The 19,317-nt window shown below is 64.1% G+C and carries 20 protein-coding genes and 1 pseudogene; 12 read left to right on the top strand and 9 right to left on the bottom strand.

What is annotated here, in order from left to right; all coding sequences use genetic code 11:
- Positions 1 to 14: 14 nt before the first annotated feature.
- A pseudogene (locus JQ586_RS41460) lies at positions 15 to 209 on the top strand (hypothetical protein); the annotation flags it as partial.
- Between the two features lie 27 nt (positions 210 to 236).
- Complete coding sequence (locus JQ586_RS40385; protein ID WP_312016937.1) at positions 237 to 743, top strand: GntR family transcriptional regulator; 507 nt, start codon at positions 237 to 239, stop codon at positions 741 to 743.
- Positions 744 to 797: 54 nt separating this feature from the next.
- Here JQ586_RS40385 and JQ586_RS06485 read toward each other — a convergent pair whose 3' ends face one another.
- The 3 genes from JQ586_RS06485 to JQ586_RS06475 form a co-directional block, all read right to left on the bottom strand.
- Complete coding sequence (locus JQ586_RS06485) at positions 798 to 1,415, bottom strand: LysE family translocator (protein WP_212393686.1); 618 nt, start codon at positions 1,413 to 1,415, stop codon at positions 798 to 800.
- A gap of 220 nt (positions 1,416 to 1,635) precedes the next feature.
- Complete coding sequence (locus JQ586_RS06480; RefSeq protein ID WP_249147366.1) at positions 1,636 to 2,175, bottom strand: hypothetical protein; 540 nt, start codon at positions 2,173 to 2,175, stop codon at positions 1,636 to 1,638.
- Between the two features lie 8 nt (positions 2,176 to 2,183).
- Entirely contained in the window at positions 2,184 to 3,626 is a 1,443-nt protein-coding gene (locus JQ586_RS06475) for an LVIVD repeat-containing protein (RefSeq protein WP_212393684.1), read from the bottom strand.
- A 121-nt stretch (positions 3,627 to 3,747) separates the two neighbouring features.
- Between JQ586_RS06475 and JQ586_RS06470 the strand changes: the two genes are divergently transcribed.
- The 3 genes from JQ586_RS06470 to JQ586_RS06460 are packed head-to-tail and all read left to right on the top strand — an operon-like array spanning position 3,748 to position 5,067.
- Positions 3,748 to 4,062: a helix-turn-helix transcriptional regulator gene (locus JQ586_RS06470; RefSeq protein ID WP_212393683.1), complete on the top strand. Its 315-nt coding sequence runs from the start codon at positions 3,748 to 3,750 to the stop codon at positions 4,060 to 4,062.
- On the top strand, positions 4,055 to 4,519 hold the full coding sequence (locus tag JQ586_RS06465) for an SRPBCC family protein (protein ID WP_212393682.1): 465 nt from the start codon (positions 4,055 to 4,057) through the stop codon (positions 4,517 to 4,519). Before JQ586_RS06470 ends, JQ586_RS06465 begins: the two co-directional genes overlap by 8 nt.
- Positions 4,520 to 4,554: 35 nt before the next feature.
- Complete coding sequence (locus JQ586_RS06460) at positions 4,555 to 5,067, top strand: SRPBCC family protein (RefSeq protein WP_212393681.1); 513 nt, start codon at positions 4,555 to 4,557, stop codon at positions 5,065 to 5,067.
- A 57-nt stretch (positions 5,068 to 5,124) separates the two neighbouring features.
- Here the strand turns inward: JQ586_RS06460 and JQ586_RS06455 are convergent, their stop codons facing one another.
- Positions 5,125 to 6,723, bottom strand: a complete 1,599-nt coding sequence (locus JQ586_RS06455) for an acyl-CoA synthetase (RefSeq protein WP_212393680.1) — start codon at positions 6,721 to 6,723, stop codon at positions 5,125 to 5,127.
- Between the two features lie 158 nt (positions 6,724 to 6,881).
- On the opposite strand from JQ586_RS06455, the gene JQ586_RS06450 reads away from it, so the two are divergent.
- Entirely contained in the window at positions 6,882 to 7,841 is a 960-nt protein-coding gene (locus JQ586_RS06450; RefSeq protein ID WP_212393679.1) for an MBL fold metallo-hydrolase, read from the top strand.
- Positions 7,842 to 7,900: 59 nt separating this feature from the next.
- Here JQ586_RS06450 and JQ586_RS06445 read toward each other — a convergent pair whose 3' ends face one another.
- From JQ586_RS06445 to JQ586_RS06435, 3 genes are all read right to left on the bottom strand, one after another.
- The gene (locus JQ586_RS06445; RefSeq protein WP_212393678.1) at positions 7,901 to 8,368 is read right to left on the bottom strand and encodes a hypothetical protein; all 468 of its coding nucleotides are present in this window, start codon (positions 8,366 to 8,368) and stop codon (positions 7,901 to 7,903) included.
- Positions 8,369 to 8,384: 16 nt separating this feature from the next.
- Positions 8,385 to 8,840, bottom strand: coding sequence for a GatB/YqeY domain-containing protein (locus JQ586_RS06440; RefSeq protein ID WP_212393846.1), 456 nt, complete (start codon positions 8,838 to 8,840; stop codon positions 8,385 to 8,387).
- Between the two features lie 80 nt (positions 8,841 to 8,920).
- Entirely contained in the window at positions 8,921 to 9,622 is a 702-nt protein-coding gene (locus JQ586_RS06435; RefSeq protein ID WP_212393677.1) for an alpha/beta fold hydrolase, read from the bottom strand.
- Between the two features lie 160 nt (positions 9,623 to 9,782).
- On the opposite strand from JQ586_RS06435, the gene carA reads away from it, so the two are divergent.
- The 3 genes from carA to JQ586_RS06420 all read left to right on the top strand — a co-directional run bounded on the left by carA (position 9,783) and on the right by JQ586_RS06420 (position 12,167).
- Positions 9,783 to 10,976 carry a glutamine-hydrolyzing carbamoyl-phosphate synthase small subunit gene (gene carA, locus JQ586_RS06430; RefSeq protein ID WP_212393676.1) on the top strand — a complete coding sequence of 398 codons (1,194 nt, stop codon included), beginning with the start codon at positions 9,783 to 9,785 and terminating at the stop codon, positions 10,974 to 10,976.
- Between the two features lie 148 nt (positions 10,977 to 11,124).
- A complete protein-coding gene (locus tag JQ586_RS06425; protein WP_212393845.1) occupies positions 11,125 to 11,577 on the top strand; it encodes a PaaI family thioesterase in 453 nt (150 codons plus the stop codon).
- A gap of 68 nt (positions 11,578 to 11,645) precedes the next feature.
- The gene (locus tag JQ586_RS06420; protein WP_212393675.1) at positions 11,646 to 12,167 is read left to right on the top strand and encodes a hypothetical protein; all 522 of its coding nucleotides are present in this window, start codon (positions 11,646 to 11,648) and stop codon (positions 12,165 to 12,167) included.
- 129 nt (positions 12,168 to 12,296) lie between these two features.
- On the opposite strand, the gene JQ586_RS06415 is transcribed toward JQ586_RS06420, so the two are convergent.
- Complete coding sequence (locus JQ586_RS06415) at positions 12,297 to 12,836, bottom strand: DNA starvation/stationary phase protection protein (protein ID WP_312016936.1); 540 nt, start codon at positions 12,834 to 12,836, stop codon at positions 12,297 to 12,299.
- A gap of 128 nt (positions 12,837 to 12,964) precedes the next feature.
- Between JQ586_RS06415 and JQ586_RS06410 the strand changes: the two genes are divergently transcribed.
- The gene (locus JQ586_RS06410) at positions 12,965 to 13,654 is read left to right on the top strand and encodes a class I SAM-dependent methyltransferase (protein WP_212393674.1); all 690 of its coding nucleotides are present in this window, start codon (positions 12,965 to 12,967) and stop codon (positions 13,652 to 13,654) included.
- 262 nt (positions 13,655 to 13,916) lie between these two features.
- On the opposite strand, the gene JQ586_RS06405 is transcribed toward JQ586_RS06410, so the two are convergent.
- On the bottom strand, positions 13,917 to 14,288 hold the full coding sequence (locus JQ586_RS06405) for a helix-turn-helix transcriptional regulator (protein ID WP_212393673.1): 372 nt from the start codon (positions 14,286 to 14,288) through the stop codon (positions 13,917 to 13,919).
- Between the two features lie 114 nt (positions 14,289 to 14,402).
- On the opposite strand from JQ586_RS06405, the gene JQ586_RS06400 reads away from it, so the two are divergent.
- On the top strand, positions 14,403 to 15,569 hold the full coding sequence (locus tag JQ586_RS06400) for an MFS transporter (RefSeq protein ID WP_212393672.1): 1,167 nt from the start codon (positions 14,403 to 14,405) through the stop codon (positions 15,567 to 15,569).
- A 160-nt stretch (positions 15,570 to 15,729) separates the two neighbouring features.
- Positions 15,730 to 19,194 carry a carbamoyl-phosphate synthase large subunit gene (gene carB, locus JQ586_RS06395; protein ID WP_212393671.1) on the top strand — a complete coding sequence of 1,155 codons (3,465 nt, stop codon included), beginning with the start codon at positions 15,730 to 15,732 and terminating at the stop codon, positions 19,192 to 19,194.
- The last annotated feature ends 123 nt before the right edge of the window (positions 19,195 to 19,317 follow it).

Below are 19,317 nucleotides of genomic sequence, written 5' to 3'. Positions count from 1 at the left end.
CGAAAGATCACGGCATGGATTCAGTCGGTGGGTTCAGTGGAGGCACGGCAGCGGCGCGAGGCCGCCGAACGGCCGGGTCGAAAGTCGATCAGGCCTATTTGGCACTGAAACGTGCCATCGTTTCAGGCGCGCTCGCGCCGGACACCCCGATCGACAAGAACGAGTGGTGCGTCAGGTTCGACGTGTCCAGGCTCTCGATCACGACCGCCATCAACCGGCTCGCCTTTGAAGGCCTCGTGGTGGTCGAACCGCAGCGCGGCTCCTACGTCGCCAAGATCCACCTCGAGGACGTGCGGCAATGGATGTTAATGCGCCGCGCCCTGGAGATCGAGGTCGTCGGGGTCTGCGCCGCCAGCATGTCTGATGATGCAATCGCGGCGCTTGGTCAGAACCTCGCCTACCAGAAGGCGGCCATCGCCAGTGGAGATCTCGAAGGCTTCCACGAGCTCGATACCAGGTTCCATCGCCAGATGACCGAGGGCTTGAACCTGGCACGGATGGGCGAGGTGCTCGATCCGATCCGAACCCATCTCGAACGCGTCCGCAGGACGCTGCTGCCGGAGCCTGGGCGACCCGAGGGAACCTTTCGCGAGCACGAAGCGATCTTTGGCGCGATCGCCGCGCGCAAGCCGGAACAGGCCAAAGGGGAAATGGCCGATCATCTCGACCGCGTCTGGCGCGAGCTGCACTCCTTTGTCGCCAGACACCCTGGCTTCTTTGATGAGACCGATCCTCGCGAGTGAAGCGCGGCCGCGATCCGCCTCCGGTTCCTCGCCGCTGGCTGAAAGCCTGCAGGCCTACCGCGCCCGCGTCAGCGCGAGCCAGATGCCGCCGCCGATCATGAAGCCGCCCGAGATGCGCGACATCAGCCGCGTGCGCCTCTTGGAAAAGAACTTGCGGGCGCGGCCGGCCAGCACGGCATAGGCGCCGTCGGTCATGACGGCTGTCGCCATGAAGGTGATGCCGAGCAGCGCCACCTGCGGAACGTGCGGCTTGTCCATGTCCATGAACTGCGGGATGAAGGCGCCGAAGAACACCAGCACCTTCGGGTTCGACAGCAGCACCAGAAAGCCCTGCAGGAAGAAACCGCCGCGCGGCGGCGGAGGTGACTCGTCGGTGCCGACACCTTCGACCGGCGAGCGGATCAGCTTGATGCCGAGCCAGACCAGATAGGCGGCGCCGGCAAAGCGCACCCAGTCGAACCAGTAGCCCATGGTGGCCATCAGCGAGGTCAGGCCGACCGCGACGATGCTGATCACGATGCCAAGTCCGACCTGCGCGCCCAGCACATTGGTCAACGCGGCACGCGTGCCGTAGCGCAGGCCGTTGGCGATCACCATCGTGACGATCGGACCGGGCAACAGCGCCAGCGCAATGCAGGCGGCGACGAAGGCGAGATAGGCTTGCAGGGACATGGAGGGCTCGCTTGTTTTCTTCACCATTATGCACGCGAGAGGCCGACATGGAAGGCGCTCGGCTCCCTCGCCGCGCTCTTGCGGGGAGAGGGCGGGGGTGAAGGACTCTCTCCAACGGGCAGTGGAGGCGGTGAGAGCGGTATCCCCTCACCCCGATCGCATCTGGCGATGCGATCCGACCTCTCGCCGCAGGCGGGCGAGGTGAAGGAAGGTGACGCGCTCAGCGGCTCCCCATCGCGGCGGTCATCCATGTCTTGATCTCCCGCGATCCCAGGAACGCCAGTGCCGCTTGCCGTACCTGCGCCGCATCGCCGCTGCCCTGCGCAGCGATCACCATGAGATCGCAGCGGTGCGACAGCGCGATGCCGATCGCGGTGCGTTTCCCGCCGGGCAGCTCCACCGCATACGCCCTGATCCGGCCAGGCATGTCTGCGACATCCACCGAATCGCCCGTCTTCAGCGGCACGAAGCGCGCGCTGATCATGTCGACGTCGGCGACGCGGTCGACCTCATCGTCGTCGGCGACGCCGCTGGTGCAATTGCAGAAGCCGAGCTTGGGCCGGACATAGACCTCGACGTCCCCGCCGCAATCCGCAGCGCCGCAGCGGAAGGCGCGGCCGGCCGGCCAGCCGTCGCGCGGGAATGGCCAGGCCATCTCGTGCCATTCGCCGGCGCGCGGCGGCGCCATCTCGTAGGCGGCGACGGCCGAGAGGCCGCCGAGCGCGAGGAACATCGCCGCGATGACCGGCCACGTGCGCATCATGGTCCTCACTGCCGGCCGGCGATGGCGCGCGCCTCGCCGGTCAGCTCGAGGATGTGCAGCCCGGTGTTGGCGCGGTCGACCGCGTAGATGTAGCCGCGGTCATCGGTCTCGACATTGTTGGTCTGGATCGCGACCTTGCAACGCTCCTTGCCGTCGACGGTGACGCAGCGCTTGTCGGTCGCCTGCGTGATCGACGGAATGAAATAGCCGACTTCCTTCGGGTGATAGGGATCGCGGACATCGAGCGCGCGGACGCCGGCGTTGAAGAAGGCGATGAACGCCAGCTTTTTGTAGTAGACCGGCGCCATGCTCTCGTTCGAGGAGTGCGAGCCGAACCGGCCGCCGCGCTCGCAGAAGTTTCCGCTGGCTTCCGGCACGGTGAAGCTCGAGATCATCATCGGCCGCGCCTCGGTGGTGACGTCGGCGAACCACACCATCTGCCGCGCCTCGCCGCACTCGTTCTGGATCGCCTCGTCGACGATCATCACGACGTCGCGCGTGCTGCCGTCCTTGTCATGCGCGAACTCCGCGATTCTCATGCCGGGCATCGGGAAGGCGGTGTGCGCGCCGTTCATCGCCGACAGCGGCATCCGCGCAATCTCCGGAAATTTCAGATTGTCCGGCGTCGGCTCCTTCGGCCCGTTCAGGAGCTTGTCGCGATCGACGATCTGCAGGAAGCCGCCCTTGTCGGTGCCGTAGCCGAAATAGACGCGGTTGCCTTTCGCGCCGGTCGAGATCGGCCCGTGCAACTCGGTCGGCACCGCGCCGGTCGCACCCGGCTCCTGCCCGGGCAGGCCGAAATCCCGGATCTTCACAGGATGGGCGGGATCCGAGAGATCATAGACCTGCGTCATGCGCCGCGTGCGCCAGCCGGGCGCGCCCGACACCAGGAAGGCGATTCCGGTGTCGCATTCCCACCAGCTCTTGTGCGTGTCCTTCAGCCCGCCGATCCGCGCCACCAGCACGGGATTGGCGGGATCGGCGACGTTCCAGATCTCATGCGCCTCGCTGCCGAAGGTGCGCAACATGTAGACCGCGTTGCGATCACCCTTCGGCAAGTGGTCGCCGTCGCAGACCCGCACCATCTGGGCGCCGCCGGATTCATATTTGCCTTCCTGCCCGGGAATGTGCCGCAGATAGTTCGGATGCGCGGGATCGGTGACGTCGACGATCGAGGTGCCGTTCGGTTCCGGTTTTCCGGTCATCGGATTGACGGGATCTGGAATGTCGTCGGTGCCGCCATGATGGCCGATATAGGCGATCCAGCGGTTGCCCTGGTGATGGATCGTCGGCTGATAGGCGCTGCGCGCCTGCAGGTCGCTATATCCGACCAGCTTCATGTTCGAGGCTTCGGGCGGATCGCCGATCTTCGGCTGCTGGGCGCTCGCGCCATGCGCGAGCAGTACAACAACAACGGTTCCGCAAACCGCCGAAACGCGACCACTCATGCGCACCACCCCGAGTTCCCCCGCCAATCTGCGTTGGCTGTGCGCGACGCTAGCACGGCGGTATCCGCGTACAAACACACGCTCTTGACATGCAACCATTTGGTTGCCTATTATCCGACCCATGGATGAAGTCTTCAAAGCGCTCGCGGATGCCTCACGGCGGACGCTGCTGGACCGGCTTCACGACCACAACGGACAGACGCTCGGCGAGCTCTGCGACGGCCTCGACATGACGCGTCAGGCCGTGACCAAGCACCTTGTCATTCTCGAAGAGGCCAACCTCGTCACCACGATCAGGCACGGCCGCGAGAAGCTGCACTACCTCAACCCGGTTCCGATCCATCAGATCGGCGAGCGGTGGATCAGGAAATTCGAGCGCGGGAAGCTCGCTGCGCTCAGTGAATTGAAGAAACAACTGGAGAAGCGTGATGGGTAAGCCCGAATTCGTCTACGTCACCTTTATCGAGACCACGGCGGAGCAGCTGTGGGATGCGCTCACCAACAGCGAGTTCACGCGGCAATACTGGTTCGACACCGAGCTCAGGACCGACTGGAAGGTCGGTTCACCCGTCGCGCTCGCGATGGGCGGCACGATCACCGACACGGGCAAGATCCTTGAGTTCGACCGGCCGCACCGTCTCGCCTACAGCTTCAAGCACGAACTCGATACCGAGATGGGCAAGGAACCGCCGACCAGAGTCGTCTTTACGCTCGAGCCGGTCGGCAAAGTGGTCAAGCTGACCGTCACGCATGACGGCTTCGGCGCCGGCAGCAAGCTCTATGAGGGCATTTCCAGGGGCTGGCCTGCGATCCTGTCCGGACTCAAGAGCCTGCTCGAGACCGGCAAGGCATTCACGATTCCGCTCGAGGCGCTCGGCGTCGACTGCCACTGACAGCCATGAAGATCTATCGAAGGGTGCGTGCGGACATGAATATCGAAAAGTTCAAGCCGGCGATCGTCTACACGATCTACGTTGCCTCGACGCCCGAGAAGGTGTGGCAGGCACTGACCAATGCGGAGTACAGCCGAAAATACTTTTCCGGCAATGCCGTCGAGGTCGACCTCAGGATTGGCGGCGCCTACATCGTGCGTACACCCGACGGCGCGCTGCATATTTCGGGCGAGGTGATCGAATGCGATCCGTTGCGGCGGCTGACCGTCACCTTCAACGTCAACTGGCCGCAACTGATCGAGAAGCTCGGGCCGACGCTCGTCACCTACGAGATCGAGCCGGCCGGCGACGGCGTCAAGTTGACGCTGCTGCAATCGCATGACCGAGTGATCAGCGACGACATCCTTTCCGGCGGCCGTACCGGCTGGCCCGCGATCCTCTCCAGCCTGAAGAGCCTGCTGGAAACCGGGCAAGCCATGGTGATCCCGATGCAGCCGCCGGTGCGCATGCTGGCCGCCCTGAAGGAGCTGGGGATTCCGATGCCGTGAACAACTCGGCCATTGTCCCGGCGAGGGCCGGGACAACAATGGGGGGATATCGCGCCGTCACCCCAGCGCCCGCAGCTCGCGCCGCAGCACCTTGCCTGTCGCAGTCATCGGCAGGCTCTCCGCGAACTGCACGAAGCGCGGGTATTCATGGGCGGCGAGCTGGATCTTGACGAACTCCTGGATCTCGCGCGCCAGCGCGTCGCTCGGCGCGTAGCCCGGGCGCAGCACGATCCAGGCCTTGATCGATTCGGTCCTGATCGGATCGGGAATGCCGACAACGGCGGACATCGCGACCGCCGGATGCTTCATCAGCGTATGCTCGATCTCGGACGGGCCGACGCGATAGCCGGCCGTGGTGATGACGTCGTCCTCGCGGCTGACGTACCAGAAATATCCGTCCTCATCCTGCACGCCGAGATCGCCGGTCAAAAGGAATTCGCCGGCATATTTCTTATGCGTGGCCTCCGGGTTGCGCCAGTACTCGATCATGGTGCAGGGACACGGCTGGCGCACGCCGATGATGCCGCGCTGGCCCCGCGGCAATTCCTCGCCCTTGTCGTTGACGATGCGCACATCGAAGCCCGGCGTGGCACGGCCCATCGAGCCCGGGCGGATCGGAAACAGATTGGAATTGGAGCCGATCACGAGATTGCATTCGGTCTGGCCGAACACCTCATGGGCGTCGACGCCGAAGCTCTCGCGTACCCAGCCGAGCAGCTCGCCGCCCAGCGACTCGCCGCCGGTGAAGATGCTGCGCAACTTCACGCCCGGATTTTCGACATTTGCCTGCCGCATAAGCTTCAGCGCTGTCGGCGGCAGGAACACGTTGCGGATGCCGAGCTTGGCCATCATCTGCATCGCGGCCTGCGGCTCGAATTTTCGCGCGCGGTGACCGACCAACGGGATGCCGTGATACCAGAATGCCAACAGGGCGTTGATCAGCCCGCCGATCGCCGGCGTCCACATCAAGTCGCCGGGCCTCGGAAGGAAGTTGTGGCACATCTCGACATTGGGCAGATGGCCGAGCACGACGCGATGCGCATGCAGCGCGCCCTTGGGATTTCCCGTGGTGCCCGAGGTGTAGATGATCAGCGCCGGATCGTCGGCTGAAGTGTCGACGGTGATGAATTCGGGAGATGCCGATTCGATCGCGCTCCAGAACGACGTCGTGCCCGCTGGCGTGCTTTGGCCGACGATGTAGATGCTCTTCAGGTCAGGCAGGCGGTTGCGGATCTTGGCGATCTTCTCCCAGCCGGCCTCGTCGGTGATGATCGCCTTGGCAGCGGAGTTCGACAGGCGGAATTCGAGCGCATCCTCGCCGAACAGCGCAAACAGCGGGATCGAGATCATCGCCGAGCGGAACGCCGCGAGATGCGCGACCGGCAGCTCGAGCGATTGCGACAGGAACACCGCGACGCGGTCGCCGCTGACGATGCCGTCAGCCTTCAGCACATTGGCGAAGCGGCGCGAGGCGTCCGCGACCTCGTCGAACGAGGTCAGCGTGGTGCCGCCGTCCTCGTCGACATAGACCAGCGCGAGCCGGCCCGAACCATCGGCATAACGATCGCAGCAGGCGGTCGCGATGTTGAAGCGCGCAGGGATATCCCATCGGAAGTTGCGATAGAGCTCGTCGTAGGTGGTGGCTTCAGTCAGCATGGGACCCAACGAGGTTGGACTTCAGGGCTCGACTTCACTTGAACCAAAGATTTTCCGAGAGGCGCTTTGCGATCGCCCCACGTTCAGCTATCCCAAGACAATCACTGCATACAAGTCTCCGCACAATCGCCGAGAGACGAGCCATGGGGGATCAGGTCATGCAACATATGACGCGCCGCAACATCCTTCGCGCGGGTGCGACACTGGCCGCCGCGCCTTTCCTGCCCGCGTGGGCCGCTGATGACGCCGCAAAGCCGGCGTCCGAGGCGAAGCCGAAGTCCCGCCTGATCCTGCTCGGCACCGCCGGCGGGCCCACGCCGAAACCCAATCGCGCAGCGCCCGCGCAGGTCATCGTCGTCAACAACACGTCCTATGTGATCGACTGCGGCAACGGCGTCGCCCGGCAGATGATCCTGGCAAAGCTCAAACTGGCGTCGATCCGCAACGTGTTCCTGACCCACCACCACTCCGACCACAATGCCGACTACGGCAATCTGCTGCTGCTGGCCTGGGCGACCGATCTCGCCAGGCGGGTCGATACCTACGGGCCGCCGCCGCTGGCGGAGATGACGGCGCAGTTCCTTGCCCTGAATGACTACGACATCCGCACCCGCATCGCCGACGAAGGGCGCCCGCCGCTGAAAGACCTGATCGTTCCGCACGAGATCAGCGCCGGTGGCCTCGTCATGCAGGACGACAACGTCAAGGTGTCGGCGGCACTGGTCGAGCATCCTCCCGTGGAGCCTGCATTCGCCTACCGTTTCGATTGTCCTGACCGTTCGATCGTGATCTCGGGCGACACCAGGCCATCGCAAAACCTGGTCAAGCTTGCGCAGGGCGCCGACGTCCTGGTCCACGAGGTCATGCACCTGCCGTCGCTCGAGCAGCTGATCGCGACCGAGCCCAACGCAAAGACGCTGCGCGAGCATCTGCTGGCGAGCCACACCACGACCGAGCAGGTCGGCCGCATCGCTACCGAGGCGGGGGTGAAGACGCTCGTGCTGTCGCATTTCGTCCCCGGCGGCTATCCGTTCCTCAAGGACGAGGTGTGGTTCGATGCGGTACGACCCTATTATTCAGGAAATCTCGTCGTCGGCCACGACCTGCTGGAGCTTTAGATTCCTGTCTTGACGCATTTTCTTCACGCGAACCGGCATCCACTTCGCCCGAAGACGCTCTAATCACCCTGCATGTAGCGGACCGGATTTTCCTTGTCCGCCTTGAAGATGTCGGCGGCCTCGGCAAACAGCGCCGCCACGGCCGGGGCTTTCAGGTCGTCGAATGTCTCGAAGCTGAAATTGTTGCCGCCGCGCCGCAATTCGCCGAGCTTGCCTGCATAGCAGGACACCAGTGGCTTGCCGCCCCGCGTCACCGCGACATAGACGCTGATGTAGTTTTTCTGCAAAGCCACGCCGATCACCGGCCACGGTGTCTGCTTGCCGGACTTGATCGCGTAGCGAAACTGACCGTAGCCGATCATCTTCATGCGCATCCCGGCCTCGCCCGCCGGCGTTCCCGCATGGAGGTGCCGTTTCAGTGACGGCGCCGCCTTGCGCATCACTGCATGCAGCTTCTCGAGATCCGCGGTGCGGCCCGAATCAAAAGCGAGATAGGCCTCCAGACTGTCCGCGGCGACACGAAACATCGGTGGCCTCCGGCAGCTATCCGGCCAGCGCTGCCTTCACCAGCCCGCTGGCCTTGCCGAAGTCCATTTGCCCGGCGTATTTGCCGCGCAGCACACCGATGACCTTGCCCATGTCCTTCATGCCGGCAGCGCCGGTCTCGGAGATGGCAGCGGCGATCGCGGCCTTCACTTCGTCATCGGACATCTGTTTCGGCAAATAGGCCGTGATCACCGCGATTTCCTCGCGCTCCTGCTGCGCGAGCTCGGCGCGGCCGCCCTTGTCGTAGAGCTCGACCGATTCCTGGCGCTGCTTGATCATCTTCTGCAGCAGGCCGAGCAGGTCGGCGTCGGAGAGCGGCGGCTTGCCCTGCCCGCGCGCGTCGATGTCGGCGTTCTTGATGGTCGAATTGACCATGCGCAGCGTGGAGAGCTTGCGCTCATCCTTGGCCTTCATCGCCTCCTTGACCGCAGTGTTGATCTCGTCGCGCAGCATCGTTCTGTCCTTCAATCTGGCAATCGCTTGATGTAGGTGGTTCGCAGCGCCAGAACAACTCCATGTCGCTTGAAAACGCTTCAGTTCCGCAGCCATTCAACGAGCGCATCGGCGCAGGCCTTCGGCTGCTCCAGTTGCGGCAGGTGGCCGCAATTGGAGAGAACCACGAGCCTTGCACCGGGAATGCCGTTGGCCATCTCGTCCGACAACGCGTTCGGAACGGTGTTGTCGGTATCTGTTGTCAGCACCAGCGTCGGGCACTTGATCCAGGCCATGCTCGGCCGCGAATCCGGCCTGGAGAGCACCGCGGCCTGCTGGCGGATGAACGCCTCCGCGCCGACATCCTCGCTCATGTCGTCGACAATCTGGCGCAGGCTGGTGTCCCCGTGCCGCGAGGGATGTACGAAACCTGGAAACAATTCGTCGACCACGCTCCGATACTGGCCACCCTTGGCGCGCTCGATCATGCCGCGGCGGCGTGCCGTTGCTTCCGGCGTATCGGCTCTGGCCTGGGTGCTCATGAGCGCCAGCTTTGCCACCCGCTCCGGCGCCTGCCGCATGATCTCGAAGGCGATGTAGCCGCCCATCGAATGGCCCGCGAGCGCGAAGCGCGGTGGCGCCTCGGCCAAGATCCGGCGCGCGATCGCGCCCATATTGTCGTCGCGGATGTGGTTGGCGACCGTCACCGGCCCGAACCGCCAGAGCGCCGGTATGACGGGGGCAAAAATCCGCGGCGAGCAGATGACGCCCGGGACGAGCAGGATCGGCATCGAATTGTCCATGCGAAGCTCCGAACCGGGTCATTTTCGGCAAGCAAACGGCCGATCGAGGGAACTTTAGATTAAAAGGCCGTTTGGGCCTGTCAATTCGGTCGGGAATGCCGTGTGAATCAGCGCCCTTTCGCTTTGACGCCGCAGGGTGCGGCGTCTATTTAAAGGGCTCATGACACCATCCGAAAACGCTCCCGCCTGGCCGGACCACAAGCCGACCGCGCTCCTCGTGCTTGCCGATGGCACCGTGCTGGAAGGCTTTGGCCTCGGCGCGGAAGGCCACGCCGTCGGTGAAGTCTGCTTCAACACCGCGATGACCGGGTATGAGGAGATCCTCACCGATCCGTCCTATGCCGGGCAGATCATCACCTTCACCTTCCCGCATATCGGCAATGTCGGCACCAACGAAGACGACATCGAGACGGTGAACATGGCCGCGACGCCCGGCGCGCGTGGCGTGATCCTGCGTACGGCGATATCGGATCCCTCGAGCTACCGCGCCACCCGCCACCTCGACCAGTGGCTGAAGGCGCGCGGCATCATCGGGCTCTCCGGCATCGACACCCGCGCGCTGACCGCGCTGATCCGCTCCAAGGGCATGCCGAACGCGGTGATCGCGCATTCGAGGTCCGGTGAGTTCGATCTGCACGGGCTGAAGGAAGAGGCCCGTGAATGGCCCGGCCTCGAGGGCATGGACCTCGTGCCGATGGTCACCTCCGGCCAGCGCTTCACCTGGGACGAGACGCCCTGGGTATGGGGCCAGGGCTTTGGCCGGCAGACGGCGCCCGAATTCAACGTGGTTGCGATCGACTACGGCATCAAGCGCAACATCCTTCGCCTGCTCGCCGGCGTCGGTTGCAAGGTCACCGTGGTGCCGGCGACGACGCCAGCCGAGGACATCCTGGCGATGGAGCCGGACGGCGTGTTCCTGTCGAACGGCCCCGGCGATCCCGCTGCGACCGGCAAATATGCCGTACCCGTGATCCAGAAGGTGATCTCTTCGGGGACGCCGACCTTCGGCATCTGTCTCGGCCACCAGATGCTGGGGCTCGCCGTCGGTGCGAAGACCATGAAGATGCATCAGGGCCATCACGGCGCCAATCACCCGGTCAAGGACGAGACCACCGGCAAGGTCGAGATCACCTCGATGAACCACGGCTTTGCCGTGGACCAGGCGACGCTGCCCAAGGGCGCGACGCAGACCCACATCTCGCTGTTCGACGGCTCCAATTGCGGAATCGCGCTCGACGGCAAGCCGGTATTCTCGGTGCAATACCACCCCGAGGCCTCGCCCGGCCCGCGCGACTCCCACTATCTGTTCCAGCGCTTTGCCGATCTGATGCGGCAGAAGAAACCCGCCGCCTAGAGGCAATCGTCATTGCGAGGAGCGAAGCGACGAAGCAATCCATCCATCCGGGGCGGAGCGATGGATTGCTTCGCTTCGCTCGCGATGACGGAGACCTTTCCAGGTGATCGATAGCCCCCCTCCGCCGGTCGAATACGGCATCACCCCGATGGAGGTGATGGCTTCGATGCCGGGCCTCGACTTCGTGCGTGCGATCTTCGCCCGGCGACTTCCGGAGCCGCCGATTATGCAGACGGTCGAGCCGTTCGATTGCACCGCCGAGGAAGGCGTTGTGGTGATCCACAGCATCCCCGGCCTGCGCCACTACAATCCGATCGGCTCGGTGCATGGCGGCTACGCCGCGATCCTGCTCGATTCCGCGATGGGGCTCGCGGTGCAGAGCACGCTGCCGAAGGGCTCGGGCTATACCACGCTGGAGTTCAAGATCTCCTTCGTCCGCGGCATGAGCAGGGACACCGGCACGATCCGCACCGAGGGCCGCGTGCTCAATGCCGGCCGCCGCGTTGCGACCGCGGAAGCGCGTATCACGGACGACAAGGGCAAGCTGATCGCCCACGCCACCACGACCTGCCTGGTCTTCGAACTGCCGAAGACGGCCTGAGCTGCAGGAACACGAGACCCTGACAGCGGGTTGAGCAAAGCATAATCTCCTGCTGACGGGAGGCACCCATGTCCGCAGTCAAAGCCGGGATCGAGCCGCAGGCAATCGTCTTCGCCGACGACGGGCTCGTGCCCAACAATCCGATGCCGTTCCTGGTCTACAAGGGCGCCGTCGAGGTCGGAGGCGATCCCGAGGCCACCATCGAGGACCTGTTCGCCCGCAACGGCTGGGGCGCGATGTGGCGCAACGGCGTTTACGATTTCGCGCATTATCACGCCACTGTGCATGAGGTACTCGGCATCGCCCGCGGCCGCGCGCGGGTGCAATTCGGCGGCGAGCGCGGGCGCGCGCTTGACATCGCGGCCGGCGACGTCGCGATCCTGCCGGCCGGCACCGGACATCAATGCCTGTCGGCGAGTGACGACTTCTCCGTGGTCGGCGCCTATCCGCCCGGCCCGCCGATGGATTTGCAGCGGCCGTCGCCGGAGAACCATGCCAGGGCATTGAAGACAATCCCGCGCGTCGCGGTCCCGGCGACTGATCCGGTGCTGGGAAGTGATGGGCCGCTGGTCAGGTTGTGGCACCGATAAGCTCCGGCCCGTCGTTGCGAGCGCAAGCGAAGCAATCCATCCCTCCCCGCCGGGAATGAGTGGATGGCTTCGTCGCTTCAGCGCGACATTGCCTTGCAATCTTGTCGCGAACTCCACGCCATGACCGGCCTACGCCGCGTTGCTGCCTTCCTGACGGCTGGCCTCGAACAGAAACCAGGTGCGACGCTCGGTTTCGTCGATGAATGTCTCAAGCAGACCCGCGGTGCCGGAATCCTCGTGCTCGTCGCACAGCTTGTGCGCCTTGCGCATCGCGGCCGCGATATGCTTGTTGTCTTCCATCAACTCGCGCAGCATCTCGCGCGGCGGCACGTAGAGTTCGTTATTGTCCTGGATGGTCTGATGCCTGGTGATGTCGCTGATCGATTTCAGCGTCGTGCCGCCGAGCTTGCGCACCCGTTCGGCGAGCTGATCCGTGGTGGCGAAGATCGCATCCGACTGCTCGTCCAGCATCAGATGATAGTCGTGGAAATGCCGACCGCTGACGTGCCAGTGGAAGTTCTTGGTCTTCAGGTAGAGCGCGAAGGCATCCGCCAGCAGCGTATTGAGCGAGGCTGAAATCTTCTCTGCCGCAGCCTGCGGGAGGTCGCTGGGCGTATCCAGATCGGGCGAGATTTTGTCGGATTTGTCGTCAGTCTTGGCTTTGCTCACGGTGGACCTTCCTGTTAGGAACCGGACGTTCGGCGCATTGCACATTCGTCGCCGGACCGCTAACGCATCACCCACCTGCCCGTTCCTGTGTGCAGCGGAACCCCGATTTTTGCCGGAATGACCACGCGATGGATGAATGGATCGACTACTACGATTCCACGCATACGATCTATGCGAGCAGGCTGCACCGCGACCTGCACTTCGAGGCCATCGCGCGCGATATCATCGGCTACATCCCCTCCCCCGATGCCGTGGTGCTGGACTATGCCTGCGGCGAAGCTCTCTCGGCCATGAAGGTCGCCGATGCGTGCGCCAAGCTCTATCTGGCCGAGCCCGCGCCCGGCGTGCGCGGCCGGCTGATCGCGCGCTTTGCGCCCAACACCAGGATCCGTGTTCGCTCGCTCGACGACCTGAAGCAGATGGAGCCGGACACGGTCGACCTCGTCGTGATGAATTCGGTCGCGCAATACATGACGCCGGAGGAACTGGATTCCGCGTTCGGTGTGGTCCGCCGCCTGCTGAAGCCCACCGGCCGTTTCGTGCTCGGCGACATCCTGCGGCCCGAGGTCGGGATGCCGCGCGATGTGCTGGCGCTGCTGCGCTTCGCTGCAACCCATGGCTTCCTGCGCGATGCGCTGATCGGGCTGGTCTCGACGGCACTCTCCGACTACCGCCAACTGCGCAACAAGATCGGCCTGCAGCGTTACGCCGAGGGCGAGATGATCGCAAAGCTGGGCGCAGCCGGCTTCACGGCCACGCGCGCACCTGAAAACATCGGGCACAACCCGTGGCGGATGACCTTCGTGGCGCACCATTGACCGGCCGTCGGCCACGTTAAGGTTAATGATGACTAAACGTGGCTGCCGCGGACATAGTCGGCAATGATCGACTTGGCCCGGTGGCGGAAGGCGTCGACGCGAGAGCAGTGCATCGCTCTTTATCCTGGTTCAAACCCAGGCCGGGCCTCCAGCCTTCGCTGCCGACGCAGCTTCGGCTCGGCAGGCCTTCCCTGGCGAAGGCTGCCGCGGCGTAGCCCGAAGGGCAAAGCCGGGCTGGATGTCCCCACATAAAAGTGCTGCTTCAATCCGTGTCGGCGATCTCGCATTCAGCGACGAGCGACAATCGTCCGGCATCGCGCGCCGCGGACTTGATCACCGCATCGATCAGGCCTGGAAAGCGCGCGTCGAGATCCTCACGGCGCAGCTTCATCAGGCGGTTGGTGCCGACGATGCGGGTTTGCATCAGTCCCGCGTCGCGCAGCTTCGTGAAATGATAGGCCAGATTCGATTTGCCGCTGAGTTCGTTGAAATCGCCGCAGCACAACTCGGTCCCGTCGCGTTGGTGCTGCGCCAGCTGATAGACGATCGCCAGTCGAATGGGATCGCTCAGGCAATCCAGCACGAGTGGCAACTCGATTTCGTCGCGGGTCGGATGTCGCAAGGGTCTTGCCATCACCCATCCATACTGATTCCGATCGGCGCCCGCAATGTTCAATATTTCTTGAACTAATTGACTCGGAAAGAACGAGCGATCAATAGTTCAATAAACCTTGAACAAGGAACGATGATGAGCGTGCTTTGGTTGGCGACGGCGGCATTTGCGATTGGGACAGAAGCATTTGTAATTGCGGGACTTTTGCCGGTTATCGCGGCGGACCTGCAGGTCTCCCTGGCATCGACCGGCCAATTGGTGACCGTGTACGCCCTGACTTACGCCGTCGGCTCGCCGCTTCTCGCGGTCGCCTTCAATAACCTCGATCGCCGGACATTGCTGGCACTTGCCCTCTCCTCTTTCATCGCCGCCAATTTTCTGGCGGCAACGACTTTTCTGCTGCTGCTGATCTCGCGCATGCTGATGGCCGTCGGAGCCGGTCTGTGTATGCCGACCGCCCTTGCCGTGTCGGTCGCCATCGCTTCTCCCGAGCGGCGCGGCCGAGCAATTGCACTCGTGACCTCGGGACTGACTGTGGCAACGGTCGTTGGCGTTCCGTTCGGCACCCTGATCGGCAATCACCTCGGCTGGCGCGCCACTTTCGTCATGGTCGCCGGCCTCGGCGCGGTCGCATTGCTGGGACTGCTGTTCGGACTTCCGCGTGGCCTGCCGCGCACGACGGCCACCCTCGGTGAACGCATCGCGGTTGCGCGGCGTGGAGCCATTCTGCACGCACTCGCCATCACAGTTCTTTGGGCGGCGGGCGGTTTTACCGTATTCGCCTATTTGTCGGTGCCTCTGCGCGTGCTCGGCTTCGGTCCCACTGAAATCAGCCTTGCATTGCTGATTTTCGGCTCAGCCGCTGCGATCGGCAACCTGCTCGGCGGCGCGCTTGCCGACCGCATCGGCCCGATTCCGACTGCCGCGCTGGGGCTGACCGGAATGGTGCTGGCCCTGGCCCTGCAATCCGTCACGCTGAAATTCGTGCCGCCGGAACTGGCTCGGCCGCTCTTCCTCGGCCTGATCTTTTGGCAGGGTCTCGCGGCCTGGGCCTTCTATACCGCGCAAGTCGCAAGCATCGTGCGAATTGAACCCAACGTCGCCACGATCGCGCTGTCGCTGAATGCCTCGGCACTGTATCTCGGCATCGCGATCGGAGGGATGGCGGGCGCCGTAGTGCTGTCGGTGATGGACCCGAGCGACCTTGGCTGGACGGGCGGCCTCAGCGTCGTTGCCGCACTCGCAGCGCTCCTGGTTCAGGGTCGGCAGATGTGGCTAAAACCGCTCAAAATTGCCGGTTGATTCGGTCTTTTTAGGGGTTTCGCGGGTGCGGAAACTGGTCTAAAGACCACCCGCGCGCGAGGGATCGCGCTTCCCGCGCTACAAACTGTAGCGCAGGGCTCGAGGGACGCGCGATCCGCGCGCCCTTTTTTTGTGCCCAAATTCCAGTTCGCGAGACCTGATGCCCAAAAGAACCGACATCTCCACCATCCTGATCATCGGCGCCGGTCCCATCGTGATCGGCCAGGCCTGCGAATTCGACTATTCCGGCACGCAGGCCTGCAAGACGCTGAAGGAAGAGGGTTATCGGATCGTCCTGGTCAATTCCAACCCGGCGACGATCATGACCGACCCGGAGCTGGCTGATGCGACCTATATCGAGCCGATCACTCCCGAGATCGTCGCCAAGATCATCGAAAAGGAGCGCCACGTCGTCCCCGGCGGATTCGCGCTGCTGCCGACCATGGGCGGGCAGACTGCGCTGAACTGCGCGCTGTCGCTCCGCAAGCAGGGTACGCTGGAGAAGTTCGACGTCGAGATGATCGGCGCTACCGCCGATGCCATCGACAAGGCCGAAGACCGCCAGCTGTTCCGCAACGCGATGGAGAAGATCGGCCTGAAGACGCCGAAGTCGCGGCTTGCCAACGCCTCCGCGCTGAAGAAATCCGACCGCGACAAATATCTTGCCGACCGCGAGAAGCTGTCCGGCGCCGAGCTCGCAGAGTTCGAGCAGCAATGGGACGCCGGCGAGAACGAGCGGCGCAAGCGCTACCAGCAACAGGCATTCGCCGAAGCGCTGATGGCGCTGTCCGACATCGGCCTGCCGGCGATCATCCGCCCCTCCTTCACGCTCGGCGGCACCGGCGGCGGCATCGCCTACAACAAGGAAGAGTATCTCGACATCATCGAGCGCGGCCTCGACGCCTCGCCGACCAACGAGGTGCTGATCGAGGAATCCGTTCTCGGCTGGAAAGAGTTCGAGATGGAGGTGGTGCGCGACAAGAAGGATAATTGCATCATCATCTGCTCGATCGAGAACGTCGATCCGATGGGCGTGCACACCGGCGATTCCATCACCGTGGCGCCGGCGCTGACGCTGACCGACAAGGAATACCAGATCATGCGCGACGCATCGATTGCGGTGCTGCGCGAGATCGGGGTGGAGACCGGCGGCTCCAACGTGCAGTTCGGCATCAATCCGGACGACGGCCGCATGGTCGTGATCGAGATGAACCCGCGAGTTTCCCGCTCTTCGGCATTGGCATCGAAAGCGACCGGCTTCCCGATCGCCAAGGTCGCGGCCAAGCTCGCGATCGGCTACACGCTGGACGAGATCGCCAACGACATCACCGGCGGGGCGACGCCGGCCTCGTTCGAGCCGACCATCGACTACGTGGTCACCAAGATCCCGCGCTTCGCGTTCGAGAAGTTTCCCGGCGCCTCCTCCACGCTGACGACCTCGATGAAATCGGTCGGCGAGGTGATGGCGATCGGCCGCACCTTCCAGGAGAGCCTGCAGAAGGCGCTGCGCGGGCTCGAGACCGGCTTGACCGGCCTCGACGAGATCGACATCGAGGGTCTCGGCCGCAGCGACGACAAGAACGCAATCCGCGCCGCGCTCGGCACGCCGACGCCGAACCGCCTGATGCAGGTCGCGCAGGCGATGCGGCTTGGCTGGTCGAACGAGGAGATCTTCAACTCCTGCAAGATCGACCCCTGGTTCCTCGCCGAGATGCGCGGCATCGTCGAGATGGAGGACAAGGTTCGCAAGAACGGCCTGCCGCCGAACGGCTACGGGATGCGCATGCTGAAGGCGATGGGCTTCTCTGATGCGCGGCTTGCCGTCCTGACCGAAACCACCGAAGCCGAGGTGACCGCGAAGCGACACGCGCTCGGCGTCCGTCCGGTGTACAAGCGGATCGACACCTGCGCTGCGGAATTCGCCTCGCCCACGGCTTACATGTATTCGACCTACGAAGCGCCGTTCGCAGGCCGCCTGGCCGACGAAAGCGAGCCGTCCGACAAGAAGAAGGTGATCATCCTCGGCGGCGGGCCGAACCGTATCGGCCAGGGTATCGAGTTCGACTATTGCTGCTGCCATGCCTGCTTCGCGTTGGCCGACGCCGGCTACGAGACCATCATGGTCAACTGCAATCCCGAGACGGTGTCGACCGACTACGACACCGCCGATCGGCTGTACTTCGAGCCGCTGACCGCCGAGGACGTGCTCGAGATCATCGCAACGGAGCGCCGGAACGGCACGCTGCACGGCGTGATCGTGCAGTTCGGCGGCCAGACCCCGCTGAAGCTGGCGCGCGCGCTGGAAGCCGCCGACGTGCCGATCCTCGGCACCTCGCCCGATGCGATCGACCTTGCAGAGGACCGCGACCGCTTCAAGCGCATCCTCGACAAGCTGCGCCTGAAGCAGCCGAAGAACGGCATTGCCTATTCGGTCGAGCAGGCGCGGCTGGTGTCGGCCGATCTCGGCCTGCCGCTGGTGGTGCGTCCATCCTACGTGCTCGGCGGCCGCGCGATGCAGATCATCCGCGAGGAGAACCAGCTCAACGATTACCTGCTCGGCACGCTGCCCGAGCTGGTGCCCGCCGACGTCAAGGCGCGCTACCCGAACGACAAGACCGGTCAGATCAACACCGTGCTCGGCAAGAACCCGCTGCTGTTCGACCGCTATCTGTCCGACGCGACCGAGGTCGACGTCGACTGCCTCTCCGACGGCAAGGACACCTTCATCGTCGGCATCATGGAGCATATCGAGGAAGCCGGCATCCATTCCGGCGATTCAGCCTGCTCGCTGCCGCCGCACTCGCTTGATACGACGATGATCGAGGAGCTGGAGCGGCAGACCCGCGAGCTCGCACTCGGCCTCGACGTGGTCGGCCTGATGAACGTGCAATACGCCATCAAGGACGGCGAGATCTACGTGCTCGAGGTCAACCCGCGCGCCTCTCGCACGGTGCCGTTCGTCGCCAAGGTGGTCGGCACGCCGGTCGCCAAGATCGCGGCGCGCGTGATGGCCGGCGAGAAACTCGCCGACTTCAAGCTGAAAAAGAAGCAGCTCGGCCATGTCGGCGTGAAAGAGTCCGTCTTCCCGTTCGCGCGCTTCCCCGGTGTCGATACCGTGCTTGGCCCCGAGATGCGCTCGACCGGCGAGGTCATGGGCATCGACCGCTCGTTCGAGGTGGCGTTCGCCAAGAGCCAGCTCGGCGGTGGCACCCGCGTGCCGCGCCGAGGCACGGTGTTCGTCTCGGTGCGCGGCGACGACAAGATGCGGATCGCGGACGCGGTCCGCCTCCTGCACTCGCTCGGCTTCAAGGTGATGGCGACCTCGGGCACCCAGCGCTATCTCAGCGACAATGGTGTGCCGACGGAGAAAGTGAACAAGGTGCTGGAGGGGCGTCCGCACATTGTCGACGCCATCACCAATGGCGACGTCCAGCTGGTCTTCAATACCACCGAGGGTCCGCAGGCACTGGCCGACAGCCGCTCGCTGCGCCGGGCTGCCCTCTTGCATAAAGTGCCGTATTACACCACTCTTTCCGGCGCGGTGGCGGCCGCGCAGGGGATCCGCGCCTATCGGGACGGGGACCTTGAGGTCCGCACGCTTCAGAGTTACTTTTCCGAGAGCTGACCGCTGCTCCGGCCGAAGGCCCCAGCCGGTCAGCAATTAGCCTGACGGCTGGAACTCACCGCGCGATTGGATGTTGTCTCGGCCCTTAGCGGGGCCGAAAATCACTGGGCTTCCGGGCGCTTT

The sequence above is a fragment of the Bradyrhizobium jicamae genome (assembly GCF_018130215.1).
GTDB classification, from domain to species: domain Bacteria; phylum Pseudomonadota; class Alphaproteobacteria; order Rhizobiales; family Xanthobacteraceae; genus Bradyrhizobium; species Bradyrhizobium jicamae_A.
The sequence above is the reverse complement of the archived record's forward strand: the minus strand, read 5'-3'. Positions and strand labels throughout refer to the sequence as shown.

Bases quoted from the DNA above. Each gene is read 5' to 3' on its own strand.
- JQ586_RS06400 (WP_212393672.1), top strand. From the start codon at position 14,403: ATGAGCGTGCTTTGGTTGGCGACGGCGGCATTTGCGATTGGGACAGAA.
- JQ586_RS06475 (WP_212393684.1), bottom strand. From the start codon at position 3,626: ATGAGTGGTCGCGTTTCGGCGGTTTGCGGAACCGTTGTTGTTGTACTG.
- JQ586_RS06450 (WP_212393679.1), top strand. From the start codon at position 6,882: ATGCAACATATGACGCGCCGCAACATCCTTCGCGCGGGTGCGACACTG.
- JQ586_RS06425 (WP_212393845.1), top strand. From the start codon at position 11,125: ATGGAGGTGATGGCTTCGATGCCGGGCCTCGACTTCGTGCGTGCGATC.
- JQ586_RS06455 (WP_212393680.1), bottom strand. From the start codon at position 6,723: ATGCTGACTGAAGCCACCACCTACGACGAGCTCTATCGCAACTTCCGA.
- JQ586_RS06435 (WP_212393677.1), bottom strand. From the start codon at position 9,622: ATGGACAATTCGATGCCGATCCTGCTCGTCCCGGGCGTCATCTGCTCG.
- carB (WP_212393671.1), top strand. From the start codon at position 15,730: ATGCCCAAAAGAACCGACATCTCCACCATCCTGATCATCGGCGCCGGT.
- JQ586_RS06440 (WP_212393846.1), bottom strand. From the start codon at position 8,840: ATGCTGCGCGACGAGATCAACACTGCGGTCAAGGAGGCGATGAAGGCC.
- JQ586_RS06445 (WP_212393678.1), bottom strand. From the start codon at position 8,368: ATGTTTCGTGTCGCCGCGGACAGTCTGGAGGCCTATCTCGCTTTTGAT.
- JQ586_RS06470 (WP_212393683.1), top strand. From the start codon at position 3,748: ATGGATGAAGTCTTCAAAGCGCTCGCGGATGCCTCACGGCGGACGCTG.
- JQ586_RS06410 (WP_212393674.1), top strand. From the start codon at position 12,965: ATGGATGAATGGATCGACTACTACGATTCCACGCATACGATCTATGCG.
- JQ586_RS06420 (WP_212393675.1), top strand. From the start codon at position 11,646: ATGTCCGCAGTCAAAGCCGGGATCGAGCCGCAGGCAATCGTCTTCGCC.
- JQ586_RS06460 (WP_212393681.1), top strand. From the start codon at position 4,555: ATGAATATCGAAAAGTTCAAGCCGGCGATCGTCTACACGATCTACGTT.
- JQ586_RS06480 (WP_249147366.1), bottom strand. From the start codon at position 2,175: ATGCGCACGTGGCCGGTCATCGCGGCGATGTTCCTCGCGCTCGGCGGC.
- JQ586_RS06465 (WP_212393682.1), top strand. From the start codon at position 4,055: ATGGGTAAGCCCGAATTCGTCTACGTCACCTTTATCGAGACCACGGCG.
- carA (WP_212393676.1), top strand. From the start codon at position 9,783: ATGACACCATCCGAAAACGCTCCCGCCTGGCCGGACCACAAGCCGACC.
- JQ586_RS06485 (WP_212393686.1), bottom strand. From the start codon at position 1,415: ATGTCCCTGCAAGCCTATCTCGCCTTCGTCGCCGCCTGCATTGCGCTG.
- JQ586_RS06405 (WP_212393673.1), bottom strand. From the start codon at position 14,288: ATGGCAAGACCCTTGCGACATCCGACCCGCGACGAAATCGAGTTGCCA.